The sequence below is a fragment of the Sutcliffiella deserti genome (assembly GCF_020037475.1).
GTDB classification, from domain to species: domain Bacteria; phylum Bacillota; class Bacilli; order Bacillales; family Bacillaceae_I; genus Sutcliffiella_A; species Sutcliffiella_A deserti.
This window is the reverse complement of the sequence record NZ_JAIQDB010000016.1, coordinates 19831-40799: the sequence shown is the minus strand read 5'-3', so window position 1 is coordinate 40799 and position 20969 is coordinate 19831. Positions and strand designations below refer to the sequence as shown.

Annotated in this window: 21 protein-coding genes and 2 riboswitches; of the genes, 18 read left to right on the top strand and 3 right to left on the bottom strand. The window is 38.4% G+C overall.

The window, feature by feature from the left end; translation table 11 throughout:
- Nucleotides 1-860: 860 nt before the first annotated feature.
- The 3 genes from K9B36_RS16460 to K9B36_RS16450 are packed head-to-tail and all read left to right on the top strand — an operon-like array spanning nucleotide 861 to nucleotide 3139.
- Complete coding sequence (locus K9B36_RS16460; RefSeq protein WP_223703527.1) at nucleotides 861-2015, top strand: D-alanyl-D-alanine carboxypeptidase family protein; 1155 nt, start codon at nucleotides 861-863, stop codon at nucleotides 2013-2015.
- The gene (locus tag K9B36_RS16455; protein ID WP_223703526.1) at nucleotides 2012-2602 is read left to right on the top strand and encodes a nucleoside recognition domain-containing protein; all 591 of its coding nucleotides are present in this window, start codon (nucleotides 2012-2014) and stop codon (nucleotides 2600-2602) included. Before K9B36_RS16460 ends, K9B36_RS16455 begins: the two co-directional genes overlap by 4 nt.
- Before the next feature lie 3 nt (nucleotides 2603-2605).
- On the top strand, nucleotides 2606-3139 hold the full coding sequence (locus K9B36_RS16450) for a spore maturation protein (RefSeq protein WP_223703525.1): 534 nt from the start codon (nucleotides 2606-2608) through the stop codon (nucleotides 3137-3139).
- Nucleotides 3140-3202: 63 nt separating this feature from the next.
- On the opposite strand, the gene K9B36_RS16445 is transcribed toward K9B36_RS16450, so the two are convergent.
- Complete coding sequence (locus K9B36_RS16445) at nucleotides 3203-3427, bottom strand: hypothetical protein (RefSeq protein WP_223703524.1); 225 nt, start codon at nucleotides 3425-3427, stop codon at nucleotides 3203-3205.
- 291 nt (nucleotides 3428-3718) lie between these two features.
- Between K9B36_RS16445 and K9B36_RS16440 the strand changes: the two genes are divergently transcribed.
- The 14 genes from K9B36_RS16440 (at nucleotide 3719) to K9B36_RS16375 (ending at nucleotide 17577) form a co-directional block, all read left to right on the top strand.
- Nucleotides 3719-4450, top strand: a complete 732-nt coding sequence (locus K9B36_RS16440; protein WP_223703523.1) for a pseudouridine synthase — start codon at nucleotides 3719-3721, stop codon at nucleotides 4448-4450.
- A 328-nt stretch (nucleotides 4451-4778) separates the two neighbouring features.
- A complete protein-coding gene (gene resA / locus K9B36_RS16435) occupies nucleotides 4779-5309 on the top strand; it encodes a thiol-disulfide oxidoreductase ResA (protein ID WP_223703521.1) in 531 nt (176 codons plus the stop codon).
- A 12-nt stretch (nucleotides 5310-5321) separates the two neighbouring features.
- The gene (resB, locus tag K9B36_RS16430) at nucleotides 5322-6977 is read left to right on the top strand and encodes a cytochrome c biogenesis protein ResB (protein WP_223703519.1); all 1656 of its coding nucleotides are present in this window, start codon (nucleotides 5322-5324) and stop codon (nucleotides 6975-6977) included.
- Nucleotides 6978-6988: 11 nt separating this feature from the next.
- Complete coding sequence (ccsB, locus tag K9B36_RS16425; RefSeq protein WP_223703518.1) at nucleotides 6989-8152, top strand: c-type cytochrome biogenesis protein CcsB; 1164 nt, start codon at nucleotides 6989-6991, stop codon at nucleotides 8150-8152.
- A 73-nt stretch (nucleotides 8153-8225) separates the two neighbouring features.
- Nucleotides 8226-8945 carry a response regulator transcription factor gene (locus tag K9B36_RS16420; RefSeq protein ID WP_263399410.1) on the top strand — a complete coding sequence of 240 codons (720 nt, stop codon included), beginning with the start codon at nucleotides 8226-8228 and terminating at the stop codon, nucleotides 8943-8945.
- Nucleotides 8939-10711 (top strand): ATP-binding protein, encoded by a 1773-nt coding sequence (locus K9B36_RS16415; protein WP_223703531.1) that lies wholly within the window; start codon nucleotides 8939-8941, stop codon nucleotides 10709-10711. Before K9B36_RS16420 ends, K9B36_RS16415 begins: the two co-directional genes overlap by 7 nt.
- 90 nt (nucleotides 10712-10801) lie before the next feature.
- Nucleotides 10802-10998: riboswitch (cobalamin riboswitch) on the top strand.
- A gap of 213 nt (nucleotides 10999-11211) precedes the next feature.
- Nucleotides 11212-11631, top strand: coding sequence for a DUF4430 domain-containing protein (locus K9B36_RS16410; RefSeq protein ID WP_223703517.1), 420 nt, complete (start codon nucleotides 11212-11214; stop codon nucleotides 11629-11631).
- Between the two features lie 3 nt (nucleotides 11632-11634).
- On the top strand, nucleotides 11635-12138 hold the full coding sequence (locus K9B36_RS16405) for an ECF transporter S component (protein WP_223703516.1): 504 nt from the start codon (nucleotides 11635-11637) through the stop codon (nucleotides 12136-12138).
- A 628-nt stretch (nucleotides 12139-12766) separates the two neighbouring features.
- The gene (locus K9B36_RS16400; protein ID WP_223703515.1) at nucleotides 12767-13117 is read left to right on the top strand and encodes a hypothetical protein; all 351 of its coding nucleotides are present in this window, start codon (nucleotides 12767-12769) and stop codon (nucleotides 13115-13117) included.
- Nucleotides 13118-13144: 27 nt separating this feature from the next.
- Nucleotides 13145-13480 carry a hypothetical protein gene (locus K9B36_RS16395; protein ID WP_223703514.1) on the top strand — a complete coding sequence of 112 codons (336 nt, stop codon included), beginning with the start codon at nucleotides 13145-13147 and terminating at the stop codon, nucleotides 13478-13480.
- A gap of 155 nt (nucleotides 13481-13635) precedes the next feature.
- Nucleotides 13636-14082: a hypothetical protein gene (locus tag K9B36_RS16390; RefSeq protein ID WP_223703513.1), complete on the top strand. Its 447-nt coding sequence runs from the start codon at nucleotides 13636-13638 to the stop codon at nucleotides 14080-14082.
- Nucleotides 14083-14871: 789 nt separating this feature from the next.
- Nucleotides 14872-15408: an RNA polymerase sigma factor SigX gene (sigX, locus tag K9B36_RS16385; protein ID WP_223703511.1), complete on the top strand. Its 537-nt coding sequence runs from the start codon at nucleotides 14872-14874 to the stop codon at nucleotides 15406-15408.
- Nucleotides 15398-16687 (top strand): GerMN domain-containing protein, encoded by a 1290-nt coding sequence (locus K9B36_RS16380; RefSeq protein WP_223703510.1) that lies wholly within the window; start codon nucleotides 15398-15400, stop codon nucleotides 16685-16687. The genes sigX and K9B36_RS16380 overlap by 11 nt, the downstream gene beginning before the upstream one ends.
- Nucleotides 16688-16764: 77 nt before the next feature.
- The gene (locus K9B36_RS16375; protein WP_223703530.1) at nucleotides 16765-17577 is read left to right on the top strand and encodes a histidinol-phosphatase; all 813 of its coding nucleotides are present in this window, start codon (nucleotides 16765-16767) and stop codon (nucleotides 17575-17577) included.
- Between the two features lie 6 nt (nucleotides 17578-17583).
- On the opposite strand, the gene serA is transcribed toward K9B36_RS16375, so the two are convergent.
- Nucleotides 17584-19155 carry a phosphoglycerate dehydrogenase gene (gene serA / locus K9B36_RS16370; RefSeq protein WP_223703509.1) on the bottom strand — a complete coding sequence of 524 codons (1572 nt, stop codon included), beginning with the start codon at nucleotides 19153-19155 and terminating at the stop codon, nucleotides 17584-17586.
- Nucleotides 19156-19441: 286 nt separating this feature from the next.
- Nucleotides 19442-19592, top strand: a riboswitch (FMN riboswitch).
- A 159-nt stretch (nucleotides 19593-19751) separates the two neighbouring features.
- Between serA and K9B36_RS16365 the strand changes: the two genes are divergently transcribed.
- Complete coding sequence (locus K9B36_RS16365) at nucleotides 19752-20336, top strand: ECF transporter S component (protein ID WP_223703508.1); 585 nt, start codon at nucleotides 19752-19754, stop codon at nucleotides 20334-20336.
- Between the two features lie 173 nt (nucleotides 20337-20509).
- On the opposite strand, the gene K9B36_RS16360 is transcribed toward K9B36_RS16365, so the two are convergent.
- Complete coding sequence (locus tag K9B36_RS16360) at nucleotides 20510-20758, bottom strand: ferredoxin (protein ID WP_223703507.1); 249 nt, start codon at nucleotides 20756-20758, stop codon at nucleotides 20510-20512.
- Nucleotides 20759-20969: the final 211 nt, after the last annotated feature.

Below are 20969 nucleotides of genomic sequence, written 5' to 3'. Positions count from 1 at the left end.
GGGGTCTCCCGTCTACCGCTATCGCCCGCAGGAGTCGACCACCTGCCACTCCAATCCACAGGGAAGAGCACTTTATATGTGATTACCTTCTTACATTATTTATGATTGGATGGTTTCATATGAAGGTTCCTGTGATTAGACAAGTTATTCCTTGACTACTATAGGATTTCCGTTTCATGTGTATACCATCTGATTCTTGTTAACCCAGCTGTGANTTCTTACATTATTTATGATTGGATGGTTTCATATGAAGGTTCCTGTGATTAGACAAGTTATTCCTTGACTACTATAGGATTTCCGTTTCATGTGTATACCATCTGATTCTTGTTAACCCAGCTGTGAAACGGAACGAAAGGCGGAGACTCCTGCGGGAGGTAGTGCTTTGAGAAGACCCCGCAGGCGCTTAGCCGAGGAGGTTTCCCAAGCACCCCGCGGACGCAAAGCCTTTCGTGGAGAGGAACAGCGTGTTCAAATAGACCTTTAAAAGTTCCTTGTACAAGTGCAAGTCTTCTTATGAAGATTCCTTAAATAGCAAGCTATTCCTTTACCTACCTATGAATTTCTGTTTCAACTGAGCAACATCCGATTCCAAATACCCTAGCTGTGAATCGGAACGAATGGCGGAGACTCCTGCGGGAGGCTTCCCAAGCACCCCGCTGACGCGAAGCCTTTCGTGGAGAGGAATAGCGGTGTTCAAGTAGCCTTTTTTAAGTTCCTTGTACAAAATGCTCCCTGCCTCTAAGTGTCTCCCTTAAACCAATAACTAAAAAATGCTTTAACCTGCCTCTTAAATAAATATGTTCATATTAGGACAGGTCGTGCATAAACTTGTACAAACATAGATAAGGGATGGGGATTAGATGTTGCGAGCCAGAATTATGTTCATCATCGCATCGATTATGCTGCTGGTGCTAAGTATACTATTTCCATGGAATGCTGAAGCGGAGCAGGTAGGAGTCAGTGCGAGAAATGCTGTTTTAATAGAACAAGAGAGCGGTAGAATTATTTATGAAAAAAATGCCCATGACAAGGAACGAATTGCGAGTATAACGAAGGTCATGACTGCTATTCTCGCCATTGAATCCGGGAAAATGGGGGATATCGTCACCATAAGCGACAGGGCATTTGGTACCGAGGGTTCCTCTCTATATTTAAAGCGAGGCGAAAAAATTAAATTGGAACACCTTGTGTATGGGTTAATGCTCCGGTCTGGAAATGATTCTGCTGTAGCCATAGCAGAGCATGTTGGTGGAAGTTTTGAAGGATTTGTTTATTTGATGAATCAAAAAGCTGCAGAGCTTGGCATGATTAATACAGAGTTCGCCAATCCCCATGGACTTGATGACCATGAGAATCATTATTCCACCGCATACGATATGGCACTATTAACACGCTATGCAATGGAGAATGAGAAGTTTAAAGAGATTGCCGGAACGAAAGTTTACCGTGCTCCGGCAGCTCCTGGAGAATCCTGGGATAGAAGCTGGACCAATAAGCACCGTCTTGTAACAGGAATGTATTCTTATGCTACAGGTGGAAAAACTGGTTATACCAAAAGGGCTAAAAGGACGCTTATAACGACAGCCTCCAAGGATGGTCTTGATACGATCGTGGTTACATTAAATGGGCCAGATGATTGGAAGGATCATATATATATGTTCAATAAGGCGTTTGTTGATTACAAGCTATATAATCTTGCAGATAAAGGAAAGCTTAAAGCCATTGATCATTCTTTTTATAAAAATAAAGTCTACATTAAAAGGGATATTCATTATCCCCTGACACTAAAAGAGCGGGAAAATATCCGAATAAATATCACCTTAGAAACCCCTAAAAAAGAATGGGAACGTTCTGTCAATGAGGTTCCTGAAGTGGTAGGGAGCTATACTCTTATTCTTAACAATGAAGCAGTTATGGAAACTCCGATTTACTTTGAGAAAGAGAAAGAAGAGTCTGGAGGTTTTTGGTCCTTCTTCCGGAATATCTTTTATATCTTTGGAGGCAACTTGTCATGATTAATATTATCTGGGTGGCCATGACCGTCATTGGTATTATATTTGCAATGATTAATGGCACGATGGATAAGGTGAATGAGGCTATCTTTTTAGGGGCAAAAGAGGCGGTCACCATCTGTATTGGCTTTATCAGCATATTAGTTTTTTGGCTCGGATTGATGAGAATTGCCCAAGACGCAGGGCTCTTAGAAAAGTTGGCGGTTTTGTTTAAGCCGTTTGTAAAGCGAATCTTCCCAGAAGTACCGTCTGACCACCCTGCTATGGGGTACATGCTCTCCAATATGATAGCCAATATGTTCGGTCTTGGAAATGCTGCTACGCCGATGGGAATAAAAGCAATGGAGCAACTGCGTGAGCTTAATGGGGGAAAAGTGGAAGCCAGCCGTTCCATGGTGACGTTCCTAGCAATTAATACAGCGAGCATCACAATCATTCCTACTACTGTTATAGCCATCAGAATGAATTATGAATCAGCCGCACCAACGGAAATAGTTGGACCAACATTAGTGGCTACAGGATGTTCCACCATTGCAGCCATTTTAATTGACCGATTTTTCTACTACCGGAGAATGGGTAGAAGGAGGTAGAATATGCAATTCATTTCCATGATTTCACTGTGGCTAATTCCCATGATTATTGGCTTTATCCTTCTTTATGGTACATTCAAAAAGATACCAACCTATGAGTCTTTTGTTGAAGGTGGAAGGGAAGGTATCAAAATTGCTATTTCCATTATCCCTTTTTTAGTAGGAATGCTTGTGGCAATTTCTATCTTCCGAGCTTCGGGTGCCTTAGATTTCCTTGTCGACTTTTTAAGACCAGGTTTACAAGCAATAGGAGTGCCAGCCGAGATCGTCCCTTTAGCCATCATTCGGCCAATTTCAGGAACGGCAGCACTTGGAATGACATCTGATATGATCGCCACCTATGGACCGGATTCATTTATGGGGCGTCTTGCATCTGTTCTTCAAGGGAGTACTGACACGACCTTGTATGTTCTTACTGTTTACTTTGGGGCCGTGGGGATTAAGAAGATGGGAGATGCCTTAAAAGTAGGTTTGCTAGCAGATTTAGTAGGAATCATCGTATCTATTCTGGTGGTAACTTTGTTCTTTGGAATGTAAGATGAAGAACAGAAAAATGAGCAAGGAGAAACTTCTCTTTGCTCATTTTTCTGTGGAAGTTTTTCATTTGCTCAAAATAGCCTCTTCTAGAGCAATAGCAGCTGAGTCAACATTATCGTATAGTTTTGCTTGGTTTGTATCCTCATTGACTATTTGATAACCATTAGTCTCAGGATGATAGCATACTTTAAATGTATGAAGTGGGTGGGTACAAATGGTATGGGTGATTTCTGATTTTTTATACGTTTCAAGTACCATCAGCATGTGCTTGAACTTTTCAGAGGACATGTTATTCTCCCTTTCATGTTTAATATTTGGAATGCCGATTAAGATGAAAGTTGCCCTGCTTATAAATTTATATTACCAGTTCCCAACAATTAGCGGAATAATGTAAAAGCATTAAATTTAGTACTATAAATAATTGAAAATTATAGATCTAAACTACTATCTGAGATTTTTCTTTCTTTTTATAAAATGGTAGCTGTATAATTAGAGTTTGTATAGATTGGGTATGATAGAAGGTAGATTTCTTGGCTTTTCATTTAAAAGTCAGGTAAGATGTTGAATGAGGTGAAAGATATGGAACGGTTACAAAAAGTGATAGCACATGCAGGTATTGCATCCAGAAGAAAAGCAGAAGAGTTAATTCAAGAAGGTAAAGTAAGAGTAAATGGTAAGGTTATAAAAGAGCTTGGGGTTAAGGTTACACCTCAAGATAAAATAGAAGTCCAAGGTGTACCGGTGGAAAGAGAAGAACCTGTTTATTTTGTACTTTATAAACCAAGAGGTGTCATTTCAAGTGTTAGTGATGATAAAGGAAGAAAAGTTGTGACAGACTTCTTTCCTCTTATAAAAGAGCGGATTTATCCTGTTGGCCGTTTAGATTATGATACGTCTGGTCTTATGATTATGACGAACGACGGGGAATTTGCCAACAGCATCATGCACCCGACATCTCAGGTGGACAAAGTGTATATTGCTAAAGTAAAAGGAATTCCTACGAGAGAAGCAATTCGTAGCTTGGAACGAGGGATTAAGCTGGAGGACGGAAAAACTGCTCCCGCCAAAATCAAAATGATTTCGATGGAAAAAACGAAACAAACCGCTATTTTTGAAGTAACAATTCACGAAGGTAGAAATCGCCAAGTACGCAGAATGTTTGAAGCTATTGGTCATCCAGTAATGAAGCTTAAACGTGAAAGATATGGTTTTTTAACTTTACAAGGACTAGTTGCCGGGGAAGCAAGAGAGCTGACACCGCATGAGGTAAAACAGCTAAGAGTGATGGCAACAAAACCGCAAGGGAAATAAAAGACGTATATACGCGGAGGTGGGGAAGTTGCCGCTTCCGCTTTTCTTTTTAAGTCTACACTTGTTAAGGTTGCGTGTTGATAAAACGGTGATTCCAGCGATGACTGGAGAAAAAGGCGGACACTCCAACACCGCCACGTGGAACGCGTAGTCTTTTACGGAAATCAAGAGCTAATGATGTTGTTCATGTCTAATGATGTACGAAGTAAGGTAAACTCCTCCCGCTTTATTTATTGTCACATAAGATTCATATTCTTCCTCTAAGGTAAAAGAGGTAAATGTTATAATAGCAAGGATGAGATTACTAGGTATAGGAGAGTTATAAAGTATGAGTAAAAAGAACCGTTTGGTGATGCGTTCGGTAATTCTTCTTCTCCTGTTATCCGCTATCGGGTACACACTTTATACGAATTTTTTTACAACAAAGGAATTAGTTAGTGTGGGAGATCAGGCACCTAATTTTGTGTTAACAGATCTCCAGGGTAATGAAGTTATGTTATCTGATTTAAAGGGACAAGGTGTTTTTTTGAATTTCTGGGGAACATGGTGTAAGCCATGTGAACGGGAAATGCCCTATATGGAAAACCAATACAGGGTATTCAAAGAGCAGGGTGTTGAAATACTTGCCGTAAATATACAGGAGACGAATGTGGCAGTTCAACGTTTCGCGGACCGATATAATTTATCTTTTCCTATTTTACTTGATAAAAATGACCAAGTTCGCCAGGCTTACGGAATTGTACCTCTGCCTACGACCATTCTAATTGATGAAAATGGGAAAATACTAAAAAAAGATTCAGGCCAATTAACAGAAGCAAAAGTGAAGGAATATATGGAATTGATCAGACCTAAACAATAGGGAGTTTTATGTATGAAGGAAATTACTTGTGAATGTGGGCATCTTAATCCGGAAGGCACCATTTTATGTGAAGCTTGTGGAAAGCCCACTGAAAACGATAAGGCTGAAGAAAAACTTCTTGATATGCGGTATGAAGGTAGCGCAAGACGCTCTCAAACTTATAACAAAACCATCGTGGACAAAGTCTGGAATTTCTTTTCATCAGTAAAGGTAGGAGTATGGATTATCGTGCTATTATTGTCCGCTTCCTCATTTGGGACAATCTTCCCCCAGGAAGGGTTTATTCCACAAAATTTGCCTGCGAATACATATTATGAAAATGAATATGGGTTTGCTGGTAAAATGTATTATCAACTAGGGTTCCATGATTTGTATGGATCATGGTGGTATATGCTGCTGATTGCAGGCTTGGGGATTTCATTGGTAATCGCCAGTTTAGACCGTTTTATCCCACTCTATAAATCTTTAAAGACTCAAAAAGTAACAAGGCATGAAAGCTTTATGAAACGTCAACGTGTTTTTGGGAAGACGAGTATCCAGGACAAAGACACTAAATTGGAGCTATCTAACATTAAAGATGGACTTGCCAAGAGACATTATACTATTCGGGAAGAAAACGGCAATATCCTCGCAGAGAAGTATCGTTTCTCGCGCTGGGGACCGTATGTAAATCATATTGGACTGATTATCTTCCTGATTGGAGCGATGTTGCGATTTTTCCCTGGGATGTATGTAGATGAGGTAGTGTGGGTTCGAGAAGGGGAAACTAGGCCAGTTGAAGGTACAAATGGGCAATATTATATTAAAAATGAAGGTTTTATTTTTGAGACATATAATAGTGAATCTTCTGATGAAGTATTTCAGTCTGCCATTTCACGAGCTGGAGAAGGAGCGATTGCGAGCAATTTTCAAACGAATGCAGTCCTTTATGAAAGAAAAGGGGAAATTATCCCTGGTGCAGAGCCTGAACTAGAAGAGATAAAGGAGCATGCTATAAAAGTCAACCAGCCTTTGAAACATGATTCCTATGCAATGTATCAAGTGGATTACAAGTTAAATGAATTCAAGGCGATGTCCTTTGATCTAGAGAACAAGGAAACGGAGGAAAGCCTTGGAACAATTAAAGTAGATTTAATAAGTCCGGAAAAGAAATATGATTTAGGGAACGGTAACTCTGTGGAATTGGTATCTTATTTTCCTGACTTTATTTTGGACAACGGTGAACCTAACACTAAATCACGTATCCCGGATAACCCAGCATTTGTTTTCCGTATGATTACTCCCCAGACACCAAGTGGAGAAATTAGTTTAGTTGCTATTCAGCAAAATATTGAACCAAATGGAACGAACGACTACAAGATGACCTTTGCTGGTATTGAAACCAGGAACGTATCAGGTCTGACTGTAAGGAAAGACCATACTTTATGGTTGCTAGGGCTTGGTGGAGCAATATTTATGATAGGTGTTATTCAGGGAATGTATTGGAACCACCGCCGCGTTTGGGTACAATTAAAAGGTAATGAAATATGGGTAGCAGGGCATACTAATAAAAATTGGTTTGGACTAAAGAACGACATTAACAAAGCACTTCAAGACACTTCCATTGACATTCCTGTCGACCAAGTAGAGGAAGATAAAGGAATTAATACAGGGAAAGTGGAGAAATAGGAGGATCATACATGGCACAGCTTAGTGGGAATTTACTATATGCTGCATTTATCCTTTATCTAATAGGCACCGCCTTTTTCGGAGGAGCTATTCGTGCGAAGAGCAGCAGTAAGGCTGCAAAAATAGGGATTTCTATTACTATATTAGGATTTCTCGCACAACTAGGATATTTTATAACTCGTTGGATAGCAGGGGGACATGCCCCTCTGAGTAATTTATTTGAATTTACAACTTTCTTCGGAATGATGCTCGTATTAGCATTTATTTTTATTTATTTTATCTATAAAACTAGTACGCTTGGTGTATTTACCTTACCAATCGCATTACTGTTAATCGCTTATGCAAGTATGTTTCCAAGAGATATTGCACCATTAATTCCAGCTCTTCAAAGTCATTGGCTGGCTATCCATGTATCAACGGTTGCATTAGGTATTGCCATCTTATCTATTAGTTTTGCAGCGGGCTTAATTTATTTGGTGAAAGTAATAGACTACAGTAAAAAAAGTCAAAAACCATTTTGGTTGGAGCTGACATTGTACGTTTTAATTAGTTTTCTTGGTTACATCTTTTTATCCATCGGCTTTGGAGCAACGGGATATCAAGCAGAGTTCGACTATGTAAATAAAAATGGCGCACAAGCTAATGTCGAATACCATCTTCCAGCGCTAGTTGGTCCCAATCAAGGGGAACTGGTAACAGCAGATAGAATGGATGCACTTGTTAACTTACCTTCTTATGTAAACACATTAAAGCTAAATACGGTATTATGGTCACTTTTTGCAGGTCTCTTGCTATACGGCCTTTTCCGTCTTATTTTACGAAAGCCGATTGGTCAAGCATTGAAGCCTGTCGTAAAGAATGTTAATTTAGAGTTAGTGGATGAAATAGGATATCGTGCAGTAACAATTGGTTTTCCTGTTTTTACACTGGGAGGATTAATTTTTGCAGCGATATGGGCTCAGATAGCTTGGACAAGGTTTTGGGCTTGGGATCCAAAAGAAGTGTGGGCATTAATTACGTGGTTATTTTATGCAGCATATTTACATTTACGTCTTTCCAAAGGCTGGCACGGTGAAAACTCGGCTTGGCTTACTTTAATTGGATTTGCTATAATTTTATTTAACTTAATAGGAGTTAACCTGATTATAGCTGGCTTACACTCGTATGCTATGTAACAAAAGAAATATGGAGCCTTCACAAACATGTGAAGGCTTTTCTTGAAACACCACATGTGCAGGAGGGGTATCATTGGAAAAAGAGATGAAAATACTTATTGTCGATGATGAAGATCGAATTAGAAGATTGCTGAGGATGTATCTAGAAAGAGAAAACTATACCATTGAAGAAGCGGATAATGGATCACTTGCTTTAGAGATGGCATTAGAAAATAATTATGATGTTATATTATTAGACATTATGATGCCAGGAATGGATGGTATGGAGGTATGTAAGGAAATTAGGGAGAAAAAAGCTACTCCTATCATTATGCTTACAGCAAAAGGAGAAGAAATTAATCGTGTTCAAGGCTTTGAGGTAGGAACAGATGATTACATAGTGAAACCTTTCAGTCCTAGAGAAGTGGTGCTGAGAGTGAAAGCATTACTTAGACGGTCCTCTTCTACCACTTTTTTAACAACAGAAACTACCACAAAGGATGTTGTGGTATTTCCGCATCTTACAATAGATAATGATGCACATCGTGTAACATGTGATGGGAAAGAGGTTAATTTAACTCCAAAGGAATATGAGTTATTGTACTTCCTTGCGAAATCACCTGACAAAGTATTTGATCGAGAGCAATTGCTGAAGGAAGTATGGCAATATGAATTTTTTGGTGACTTAAGAACGGTAGATACCCATGTTAAACGACTTCGAGAAAAGCTTAATAAAGTATCTGAGGCTGCATCAAAAATGATTGTAACTGTATGGGGTGTCGGATATAAGTTTGAGGTTGGCAGTGAATCATGATCTGGAAAAGTGTCGTTGGTAAGCTTTGGCTTACCATTTTACTTTTAGTTTCCTTTGTTCTCTTTGTTCTAACTATTCTTTTGTTGGAGTTTTTTGAGAATTATCATGTGAAAGAGGCAGAAAAAGAACTAACAAAGGATGCAAATAGAATTGCCCTCATTTTAGAACAGCATACAGACAATGAACAATTCAAATCCATTGCCTGGGAGCTTATGGACGAATCGACTCGTGTCGTTATTTTCTCTAATAAAGACGATTATTCTCACTCACCAAGCGAAAACTTAAGCCATCTGCCAGCCTCTTTTTTTCTTGAGGATCCCCAGCTATCTCTAGTGTTTGAAGATCAGCCGATTGTGACGAAAAAAACATATCTCCAGGATAATGTCGTAGATGATGCAATGCAAGGAGAGATAATGGTGGTGGGCATTCCGCTTCATATTGAAGAAGATATGGACGGAGCAGTATTTATCTATCAATCCTTGCTTGCAATTAAAGAAACCACAAAGCAAACAACCAAACTTATTCTATTAGCTGCCGGATTTGCGATTTTCTTAACAACGATTTTTGCATTCTTTCTTTCTACAAGAATCACTGCACCACTAAGGAAAATGCGGGAAGCTGCTTTTGAGGTTGCACGAGGGAAATTTGATACGAAGCTGCCAATGGTCACCCACGATGAAATTGGTGAGCTTGCGATTGCTTTTAATCAAATGGGGCGGCAACTAAAGTTTAATATAAATGCGTTAAACCAAGAGAAAGAACATTTAGCAAATATCTTAAGCAGCATGGCTGACGGCGTAATCACTCTTAATAGAGATGGGACGATTCTCGTTTCCAATCCACCGGCTGAACGCTTTTTACAAGCATGGTATTACCAGGAAGGAAATACAAAAGATGAAAATATTCCTGGGGAAGTAAGAGAAATGTTTCAGCGGGCAGTTTCGGTAGAAAAGGAACAAGCAATCGAATTAACCTATCAAGGACGAACATGGGTTATCGTGATGAGTCCGCTTTATAGCCAAACTCATATAAGAGGAGCGGTTGCGGTAATTCGTGATATGACAGAAGAGCGTAGGTTGGATAAGCTTCGTAAAGACTTTATCGCAAATGTATCACACGAGCTCCGCACGCCAATCTCGATGCTTCAAGGATACAGTGAGGCAATCGTTGACGATATAGCGGAAACTCCTGAAGAGAAAAAAGAATTGGCTTCTGTCATCTATGATGAATCACTAAGAATGGGAAGGCTTGTCAATGATCTTTTAGATCTCGCAAGAATGGAAGCTGGACATATTTCATTAAACTATGAAAATGCCGACATTCCGGTTTTTATAGAGAAGATAATTCGAAAATTCCAAGGCTTGGCCAAGGAGAAAAATGTTCTATTAAGCTATAAAATGACAGGACAGGGAATGTTCAAATTGGATGTAGACAAGATGGAGCAGGTTCTAACCAACCTTGTAGACAATGCACTGCGCCATACTGGAAATGGTGGGGAGATTATTATATATGTCCGCCTTACAGAACTTGGTTTAAAAATGGATGTTCAAGATTCTGGGCATGGTATCCCCGAGGAGGATTTGCCGTTCGTTTTTGAGAGATTCTATAAGGCAGATAAAGCCCGAACTCGTGGAAGAGCAGGAACTGGGTTAGGATTGGCAATAGTAAAGAATATTGTCGAAACACACCACGGGAATATATCTGTTCATTCTAAAATAAACGAAGGAACGACATTTTCATTGTTTATTCCACGAATCAGCCAGTAATATGTTTTACCTTAGCGAAAAATCTTGTTTACTATGAAACAATTTCTTGTCATGCTTGCTTTAATTGTGTAAGATGATAACTAGTTAACTGAATATAATTAAGTAGTTGGTGTCACCACGGTGACTTAAAAGGGAATTTGGTGAAATGCCAAAACTGTCCCCGCAACTGTAAATGTGGACGAAATGAGATTACCACTGTATGGATTGGCTTAATAGGCAGCTATATGGGAAGGCTCAAAGTAGGAGGAAGCATAAGTCAGTAGACCTGCCAAGTACTAAACCAGTTTCAATGCTTCGGGGGTTGAGTGAGAGAAACGGCTATTTAGCTTTTTGTGCTTTTATTAATGCCGTTTATACCTCATCCTAGGATGGGGTTTTTTATTTGCTTCCAAAAAAAGTTAACTTTACAACAGGGGATATTCTTAGAGGAGTCTGGAGGGATTAAGACCAAAATTTTTGCAGTACCAGTTTTACCAATTCATACATAAGGGGAAAAAGACATGAAAAAATTTCTAATCACACTATTGACCACTCTTACTTTAGCATTAGCAGGTTGTGCAGCTGGTGAGACAACAAACAATAATACTAATAATAATTCCAATGCGGAAGCACCACAATCAGAAGAACAACAATTAGAAGCTTCAGTAAAGCTTACCAAAGATGGGGAAGAAATAATCAGTGAAGAAAGTATAGAATTTGAAGAGGGAGAATCACTGATGGATGTGATGGAACGTAATTATGATCTTACTTTAGATGAAAGTGGAGCTTTCATTGTTGGAATTGACGGTTTAGATTCCGACACGGAAAACTCCCTATTCTGGACGTATACAGTAAATGAAGAAGAAATTATGGTAGGTGCTGCAGATTATATTCTTGAAGAAGATGATGTGGTTCATTTCGATTATTCTAAGTGGGAATAAGTCATGTCTACCAAAAAAATTGCCTTACTCGGGGTGTTGATTGCATTGTGTGTGGTGGGACGACTCGCCTTCGCGTCAATACCTAATGTTCAACCGGTAACAGCGATTATAATAATCTGTTCTTTTTGGATGGGTCCCATTACAGGATTAATCCTTGCGGCCGGGAGTACCGTGGCAACAAACATGGTTTTAGGAAGTGGAACCTGGACGATTTCTCAAATTATTGCATGGTCCATTATCGGGATTTTGAGTGGAGTAATCGGGAAATGGTTTAAAAAAACTCCAGTCATTATTCTGGGCATCTATGCTGGAATTTGTGGTTTAATATTTGGGTTCATCATGTCGCTAGAACGTTTAGTGATCGGAAAGCTGTTCTGGCCATATTACCTAGCTGGACTACCTTTTGACATAAATCATGCAATTGGCAATATGGTGTTTTTTATAATATTATTTCCAGTGTTGTCAAGGTTACTGAAAGAAAGAGCAGGTTATATGCTTCAAGAATAATAGATTTAAATTTAAGGCTCTGTTTAAACGCCGCTGTTGATTTCCGCAAAAGGCTACGCGTTCGACGGGGCGGTGCTGGAGCCTCCTCGACTGCGCCTGTGGGGTCTCCAGCCTACCGCTATCTCCCCGTTGGAGTCTCCGCCTTTTGCTCCAATCATCGCTAGAATAGCATTATTATCAACATACAACTTTATAAGAGCCAAAATCAAGGGAAGCCTGGATAGCTTAACGGGTTCGGTTTTGAGGTGCAAAACCCCAAGTAGCAGCACAACTAGTACGCTAAAAACAAATATATTTAAAAAAAATAACATTGCAATTAGCAGGGGAATTTGTGTTTCCTCTGCTTTTTTTATTTTTCTGAAAAATGTTATAGGTGTACTGGATATTTATGTTAATGTAATAGTAGCTTTATTACTTTGTTAAAGCTTGTACTGTGCGAGACGTTTCCTTATAAGTGCCAAAACACGAAATAGGAGAATTGCTATTAAGCTATTACAACTGATTAATTGAAACTCGGAATGAAAGCCGTCATGTTGAGCTGAAACGAGTTTACAGATCCTCCTACATGCACTTAATGATACTTCTTTTAACATTACTATTATTAGTGAGTTGTAGTAGTCAAGGTAGTTTGTTCGAAGGTACTGTTTCTGAAATTAATCAAAATAATGTACTAGTGGATTATTCGAATGCTGTTAATAGAGATAAGAAAGGAAATACTGATGCCATCGGTTACTTATGCTCTGTCGAAGTAACAAAGGATACAGTAATTACGGATAACAACGATAAAGAGATAACCATTAATGATTTGAAAATATACCAGATGGTAAAAGTTATTCTTATGAATAATAAAAACATCAGGGCAGGCATGAAAATTAGAGAAGTAATTGCAGAAAAAATCCTCACTAACGGGGCGAAAGTTGTACATGCTGTCGCTGCCACTGTTGAACTAACGGAGCAGGTTTATGGAACACCTTCTTAAATCTTAAAGAAATGGGGAGATGATGTAATGGCGACTGCAAATGACCCAGTTTGGTTTTTTGTAATATTTTACTTAATTCTTGGAATAACCTTTGTTAGTGCAATAATTAGTATTGTTTATCGAAAGTGGATTTTATTATCTATATTTATGATAGTGATTATCCCATCACATCATATTTTAGCAATAGTATCATCTTTAGGGAGAGGTAGCAGAACAGAAATGGAACATTGGTATTACCAATTGTTACTACTACAACCGTGGGCATTAGTTGTATTATTAGTGAAACTTTATATTGTAGTTTGGTGGATTATTATTATAAATTCATATCTTAAAAATAGAAAAAAACTTAACACTGGTATTTAATCCTCTTGTGGAACTAACAGGTGCAAATGCTTAACAAGAGAATGCGTTCAGTTTCGGCATATCATTTTTTATCAATGTAAGACCAATAGCACAAAACTTCAAAAAAATTGAAAAATTTCATTTTCTAAATCGTTAGAAATATGTAGGGGGCTTGCATGAAAAAAATTTTAGTCGCGTTAAGTTTAGTTTTTATCGGTGCCATTATACCTTTCAACATAAAAAATAATCAAATAGCACACCAACCTGTTCCATTTAAAAAAATTGAAGAGGTTGGGGTATTTCAAGAATATTATAACGTTGAAATTGGTGGAGGAGTTTCAATTGAACATCTTGATTTTAGTTTAGACAAAACGGAAACCGAAGCGAAACAACTTGTTCAATGGTTCAATTCAATTTCTAACGAAGATATAATACTTGAAAATGAACTTCCTCGTGCATTAGCAGGTGTGTCATTTGAGATGAAGAATAGAAGAGTAGTAGTCCATTATCATGAAGGTATATTTTATGTTTCTAATAGAGACAAAATATATTCTTTTGTCAATAAAGATATGAAGAAATACTTTGATAAAACACTAAAACAAAACGGTGCAAATACAAAATAAGTGTTATTGCACTAAAGGGTGCGGTTGTTGAAGAAGAAACCATAAGAAAAAGTACAAAACGCTTGGAGTTTTTCAAGCGTTTTTTGTTATTTTAGAACTAATTACTACATAAAAATATGTCTTTTATCTTCTTCTAATCTTAAACGTTAGGGAGAATTTCAGGTGATTTTGGATTAATTAGCTAGTTAAATAATAAAAGGCTATCATGAAAGTAACCTATATTTTCATGCGCCATGGTGCGAATTTTAATTTAGCATGGATGTCTCTGTTAAGGATGAAGGTTGATAAAAGTACTTCACAAGCGTAGATTGGAGCAATAGGCGGAGACTCCAACGGGAGATAGCGGTAGCTGAAGACCCCGCAGGCGCAGCCGAGGAGGCTCCAGCACCGCCCCGTGGAACGCGTAGCCTTTTGCGGAAATCAACAGCGGCGTTTTAACATGGCCCAAAAAATTATAGGAAGCCTGATAGCTGTGCTTTTTTTGTATGTTTTTAAGTATTACTTTGAGAGTTAATAAATGTATTACGCAAAGAGTCTAGATCCTAGAGATAAATGTTTTTAAAGGAGGTTAATACAAAAAATAGTCTATGATGTTCTAATCCTCTCGCTTATAATAAAATGGAACCGGTACTGGTTCTTTTAATTTTTATAAGCTACTTATCAGTCTAGCCTTTCACTAATCCTCTCATAATTCCTAAAAGAATATAGCCAAATTGTAATTTTTGTCATATATTTGTAATGTAACTTTTTATTTTAATATACGACTAATGTAATGAACGGAGGGAAAGGATGAATACCGTTTTTCAAGAGCTCTATGAAAAATATCATCATGATGTCTTTCAATTTTTATTTTATATGGTTAAAAACAAAGAGCAAGCGGAAGACCTCGTTCAAGAAGTTTATATAAAAGTATTGCGTTCTTATGATCGGTTTGAAGGAAAGAGCAGTGAGAAAACTTGGTTATTTTCCATTGCCAAACATGTTGCTATTGATTCATTCCGAAAACAAAAAGGATGGAAAAGTAAGCTGCTTGAAACGTTTGACTGGAATACACAACAGGTAAAGGATAATGCTCCATTACCTGAAGAGATAGCTGTACAAAATGACCAGGTGCAACAGATGTACCAATGCTTGGATAAATGTAAAGTGGATCATCGACTGGTTCTTATCCTGCGGTACATACAAGCCTTATCTATTCAAGAAACTGCCCAAATTTTGGGATGGACGGAAAGTAAGGTGAAAACAACCCAGCATAGAGCTTTAAAGGTCTTAAAGGCTCACATGGAAGAACTCCAAGAGAAGGGGGGAAGCAGCAATGCGTCGTAAGCAGCGTATAGAGGAAGACCAACTGGAAAAGGTTTTACGCCAAATGCCTATAATTAAAGATAATCGAGACCCTAAACAAATTTATCGTGAAGTAGAAATGCGTTTAAATAAAAAACCACGACAGTTTAAAGTTATGCCAGCACTTGCATTAGCGGCGGCTGTACTGATTTTTGCCATGATTACTCCTTTGTTTTTTCAAAATATGTCCAGCCAAGATTCCACTATGAATGATTCGGCCGTAGAGAACAGGAGTGGGGAAGAGATGGAACAAATGGACGGGGATGATTCTCGTGGTGGCGATGGAATGGCAGGAATTCAATCCTTTGAAGCAACAGAAGATAAAGAAAGTGACGGCACATCCGAAGAAGATACAACTTTTAAGACAAATGAGTTGGTAGCTTTCGATAATAATTCTACTTTCGTTGTGACGAATGTGAATGAAGATACGGAATATGTGATAACAATTGGCGCTACTGCTGATATGACTGACATTGATCCCGAACCATTTACGGTTCCACTATCTATTGTAGTACCAAAGGATAAGGAAGATTCTTATATAGCTGCCTTGGAAAGGATACGTTATGAGTTGAATTATTCTGACCTTGGGGTAATCAGTCCTTTCATTAATGAAGGAGCTACTCTGACAGAAGGTAAGGACAATACAGGAAAGCCCAAAGCCATCTTAGAAGTGGGAACAACTTTTGCGGGTCTGAGTTCCTTGCAAAATACTATGATGAGTGATGAGCTTTACGAAACATTCCGAACGTATTACTCTTCCTATGAATTTACAACTAATGGCAGTAAAGAAAATGTTCAGGTAGGTAATTTATTATATAATGAACCGGTAGTAGTGAAAAGGGAAAATGCAAGAGCCTATTATAAATATCAAGCTTTTGAACATTCTCCTGTATTTTTGGTACCTTCACGTACAGATTACCAAACCTTTGAGGAAGCATTAGAGTCGATGTATAAAGGTGCTGAGCACTTCAAGGGGTCTCAAGATGTGGAAGCGTCTATTCCTGAAAATATGGTGGTTGAAAGCATAACTGCAGACAAGGTAGAACCATCTGTGGTGATAATCTCTCTTTCTCAAGAAAGCTCACTAGAAAATACAGAAGAAAATATCTTTGCTCTTGAAGCCATCATGATGACGGCTAAAGAATTCGGTTTTGAGCAAGTACTTTTTAAAACTTCAGAGGGTGGAATGATTGGGAATATCCAACTGAATGAACCAATTGATGTTCCATTGTCAGCTAATCCAATACCATATCAATATTAAAAGCGTACAGTGATGTGCGCTTTTTTTCTATAAACCACAAGTAGTATAATAGACAAAAAAGAGGGAGTGCGATGAAAATGCTGACAGATTATCATAATCATTTAGAACGGGGAACCTTGACGCTAGATTATCTGAAAGAGTTCATCAAGGTAGCGAAGGAAAAAGGGATTGAAGAATTAGGCATCTCAGAGCATGCCTACCATTTTTACCAGACTAAGAATATCTTAAGCAATCCATGGGTGGATGAACGTCGATACTATGATATGGAAGATTATTATAACCTTTTTAAAGAAGCCTGGAGAAAGGACCATGATGTAAAGTTTTCGATTGAAATGGATTATACACCTAACAAGCATAAGGAAATGAAAGAATTTATCCAGTCCTATCCATTTGACTATGTAATAGGATCTATTCATTGGGTTGGTGACTTTGGTATTGATCTTGCAGAGTACCGCAAAGAGTGGGATAGAAGGGATACTTATGAGGTGTATGAGAAGTATTTTGACCAAGTAGTTACACTAGCGGAGTCAAATTTGTTTGATATTGTGGGACATTTGGACTTGGTGAAAATCTTCAATTATGTGCCGAAAGAGAAAGATTTTCTATTACAGCAATATGAAAGAGCCACAACCGCACTTGCCAATTCGAAAACATGTGTGGAAATTAGTACCGCAGGGCTACGAAAGCCTGTCGGGGAATTATATCCGGACAAGCGATTACTAACGATGTGTTATCAAAAAGGCGTGCCGATTGTACTCTCATCAGACGCTCATCTTCCAGAAGATGTAGGGGCCGATTATGATAAAGCACTGACCCTTGCTAAGGAAGTAGGGTATGAGCGGCTAATGGTGTTTGATAAAGGTCAGAGAAAGGAAATGAAGCTAGGTTAAAACTATTTAGAGTTCTAAGGTAAGAGCGGATGAAATATCTGGTATGAGTAGAATTTCATCGAGCAGTTCTTTAACTAATGGTTTATCTACTGAAAGCATCATAATAGCTTTACCGCCTTGGAGAATGCGACCTACATGCATCGTCGCGATATTCGTCTCGTGTTTACCGAATATATTTCCTAGTTGACCTATTACTCCAGGGCGATCAAGATGCTGTACATACAATAGATTGCCTTTCGGTGCATAGTCAATGTCAAAACCGTTCATATGGACAATCCTAGCGCCATAGCCTTCCATAAAGGTTGCACGTATCAGAATGTCATCCCGTTTTCCTTTTGCATGCACCTGTAGCAAATTGGAATACCCAAAGCTCTCATTCTGATGTTTCTCTCCGTAATTAATTCCTCTGTCTTTTGCGATTGTGCTAGCATTTACTTCATTTACGGTTTGATCTACTCTTTGTTGTAAAAATCCTGCTAAGACACTTTTCGTTATGATGGAAGTTTCCCACTCCGTTATTTTGCCAGCATAGGTAACGGTAATTTCCTCTACAGGGCTACTAGAAGACTGGGAAACCATGGACCCAACCGTTTTACCCAATTGAAAGAAAGGTTTTATTTTATTTAAGATTTCTTTGGGGATGGTAGGTAAGTTAATGCTTGTTGTCACTGATTGGCCATTTAAAAAAGCCATCACATCTTCAGAAACCTGATATGCCACATTGTATTGTGCTTCTTTTGTGGATGCACCAAGATGGGGTGTTGCAATTACATTCTTATGTTGAATTAGTTCTGTCTTAGTAGGAGGTTCAATCTCAAATACATCTAGTGCTGCACCTGCCACATGTCCGGTGTTTAAATAATGTAAGAGAGCATCCTCATCAATGATTCCTCCACGAGCACAGTTTACAAGGAATACCCCTGGCTTTAATAGCTGCATATTGGATTCGTTAAATAGTCCTCGAGTTTCTTTAGTTAATGGAGTGTGAACCGTTATAATGTCAGCTTTTTGCATTACTTCCTCCAAACTTAAAGAGGCCACATCAAGTTTCTGTGCACGAGCATCCGTTAAAAAAGGGTCGTAGACAGCTATCTTCATTTGAAATGCCTTGGCTCGTTTGGCGATTTCACTTCCTATTCGGCCAAACCCCACAATTCCTAGAGTTTTTCCAAATAATTCGGTTCCAACAAATTTCTTACGGTCCCATTGTGCATTTTTAACATTTAAATTAGCTTGGGGGATGTATCGGACCAATGACGCAATCATCGCAAATGTATGTTCCGCAGTGGAGATAGTGTTGCCATCTGGCGCATTAATCACAACAATTCCCTTCTTAGTTGCAGCAGCTACATCTATATTGTCCACACCAACCCCCGCTCTTGCTATAACCTTTAAGTTTGGCAACTCGTTCAATAGATCGAAGTTCACCTGTGTGGCACTCCGGACTAACAAAGCATCAATTTTTTCCGTTGCAAAAGATGAATTCTGGTCTTTTCGATAAATCCGTATATTTTCTGCTTCCAATAATGGAGCCAGACCATCGTTACTAATAGAGTCTGCAACAAGTACATGAAACATATAACCCCTCCCAAATATTATAAAATTTCTGATAATTTACCACCTTAAAAAGAACATGTCAATCCTTAATATAAAGGTCGAACGAATGAAAACGCTATCTTAATGGTAAGACTTAAAAAATGAATAATAATCTGTTTTATTCTGCAGACAAAAGACATTTCGACTCCCTATAATAAGAACGTTAGGACGAATCCCTTATTTCTACAAGTTGAAATGAATAACGATTCATTTTGCTTTTCTTTTTGCCATTTTACTAGTATAATAAAATTGTAAATCATATAATATGATCTATCTTCGGGGCAGGGTGAAATTCCCGATCGGCGGTGATGAGGAATAACTCTCTAAGCCCGCGAGCCGTAATTAAGAAGCGATTCTTATGGGCAGGACATGGTGAAAATCCATGGCCGACAGTATAGTCTGGATGGGAGAAGATGGAGGTTCAAAGAACGTTTAGAACGAGAGTTTTATACGCTTGTTTGCTTATGCCTTCATACCTTCCCGTTCTCCTTTTGGTAACGGGATTTTGTATGTGTCATAAGTTTTTTGAATTTCTCTTTTCGTACGAGGTGGATCTCCAAGAAAAAGGAGAGAGTCGAATGAATCAGAGAGTACGCATTAAGAAAATGGTTACAGTAGGTATGTTGAGTGGAATCTCCTACCTGTTAATGTGGCTAAGCTTTCCATTGCCATTATTGCCGCCATATTTATCAGTAGATTTTAGTGATGTGCCTGCCTTGCTTGCAGCCATTCTTTTTGGACCTGTAGCAGGAATTACTGTAGAAGCGATCAAAAATTTGCTTCATTATATGGTACAGGGAAGTATGACAGGAGTACCAGTAGGGCAACTTGCTAACTTTACTGCGGGAGTGCTATTTATCCTTCCAACGTACTATATTTTCAAGAAAATACGAACTACAAAAGGACTGGGAATTGGATTAGCTGCCGGCACAATCTCGATGGCAGTAATAATGAGTATTTTAAATTATTATATATTCTTGCCTGCCTTTGCTTTCTTTTTAAACATAGATTCAGGTTCAACTTCTGTTGTTATCAAATCTATTGTATATGGAATATTACCTTTTAATATTATAAAAGGACTCATTGTAACACTTTTGTTTTTGTTATTATACAAAAAGCTTTCTTTCTGGCTAGATCGCCAGTGGAATATGAAAAACGTTTAAATGACAATCAGAAGTGTAATTCTTTATAAAGTAACGAACGAACACACTGGAAAGCTAAACGAAGAGCACAAAGCGAGTTTGTTAGTCGCTTGAGCCCATGAGTAGAGCATATCAAGTAGAACATTGAAAAAAGAGCCGCATATCCATTCCGGTATGCGGCTCTTTTTTAAGTTCTATTCGAATTTAAGTGCATCTCCGTCAAATGACTCGTCAGCTACTTTGATAGAGTCAGTAGGACATCCTTCAAAAGCATCCATCATGTCATCTTCCAACACTTCTGGAATTTCAACAATTCCTTGGTTGTCGTCAAGTGTTACGAATGCGATGCCTTCATCGTCGTAATCGTAAATGTCTGGAGCAGCTGCACCACATGCACCACATGCAATACAAGTTTCTTTGTCAACAATCGTATATTTTGCCATGAAAATAAACCTCCCAATTTGTAACTCTCCAATAAGATTAGCATTTCCGCTTAATTACTGGAAACGTATTCCTCATATTCTATATTGTAAATCTGTTTTCCGAACTTTTCAATAGAAAAGTCAATGAGAATGCTTATCACATAAGGGTTTTGGCTGAATGTCATTAATTTACCCGACCTTTTATAAGGATAAACATGTCACAATTCAACAA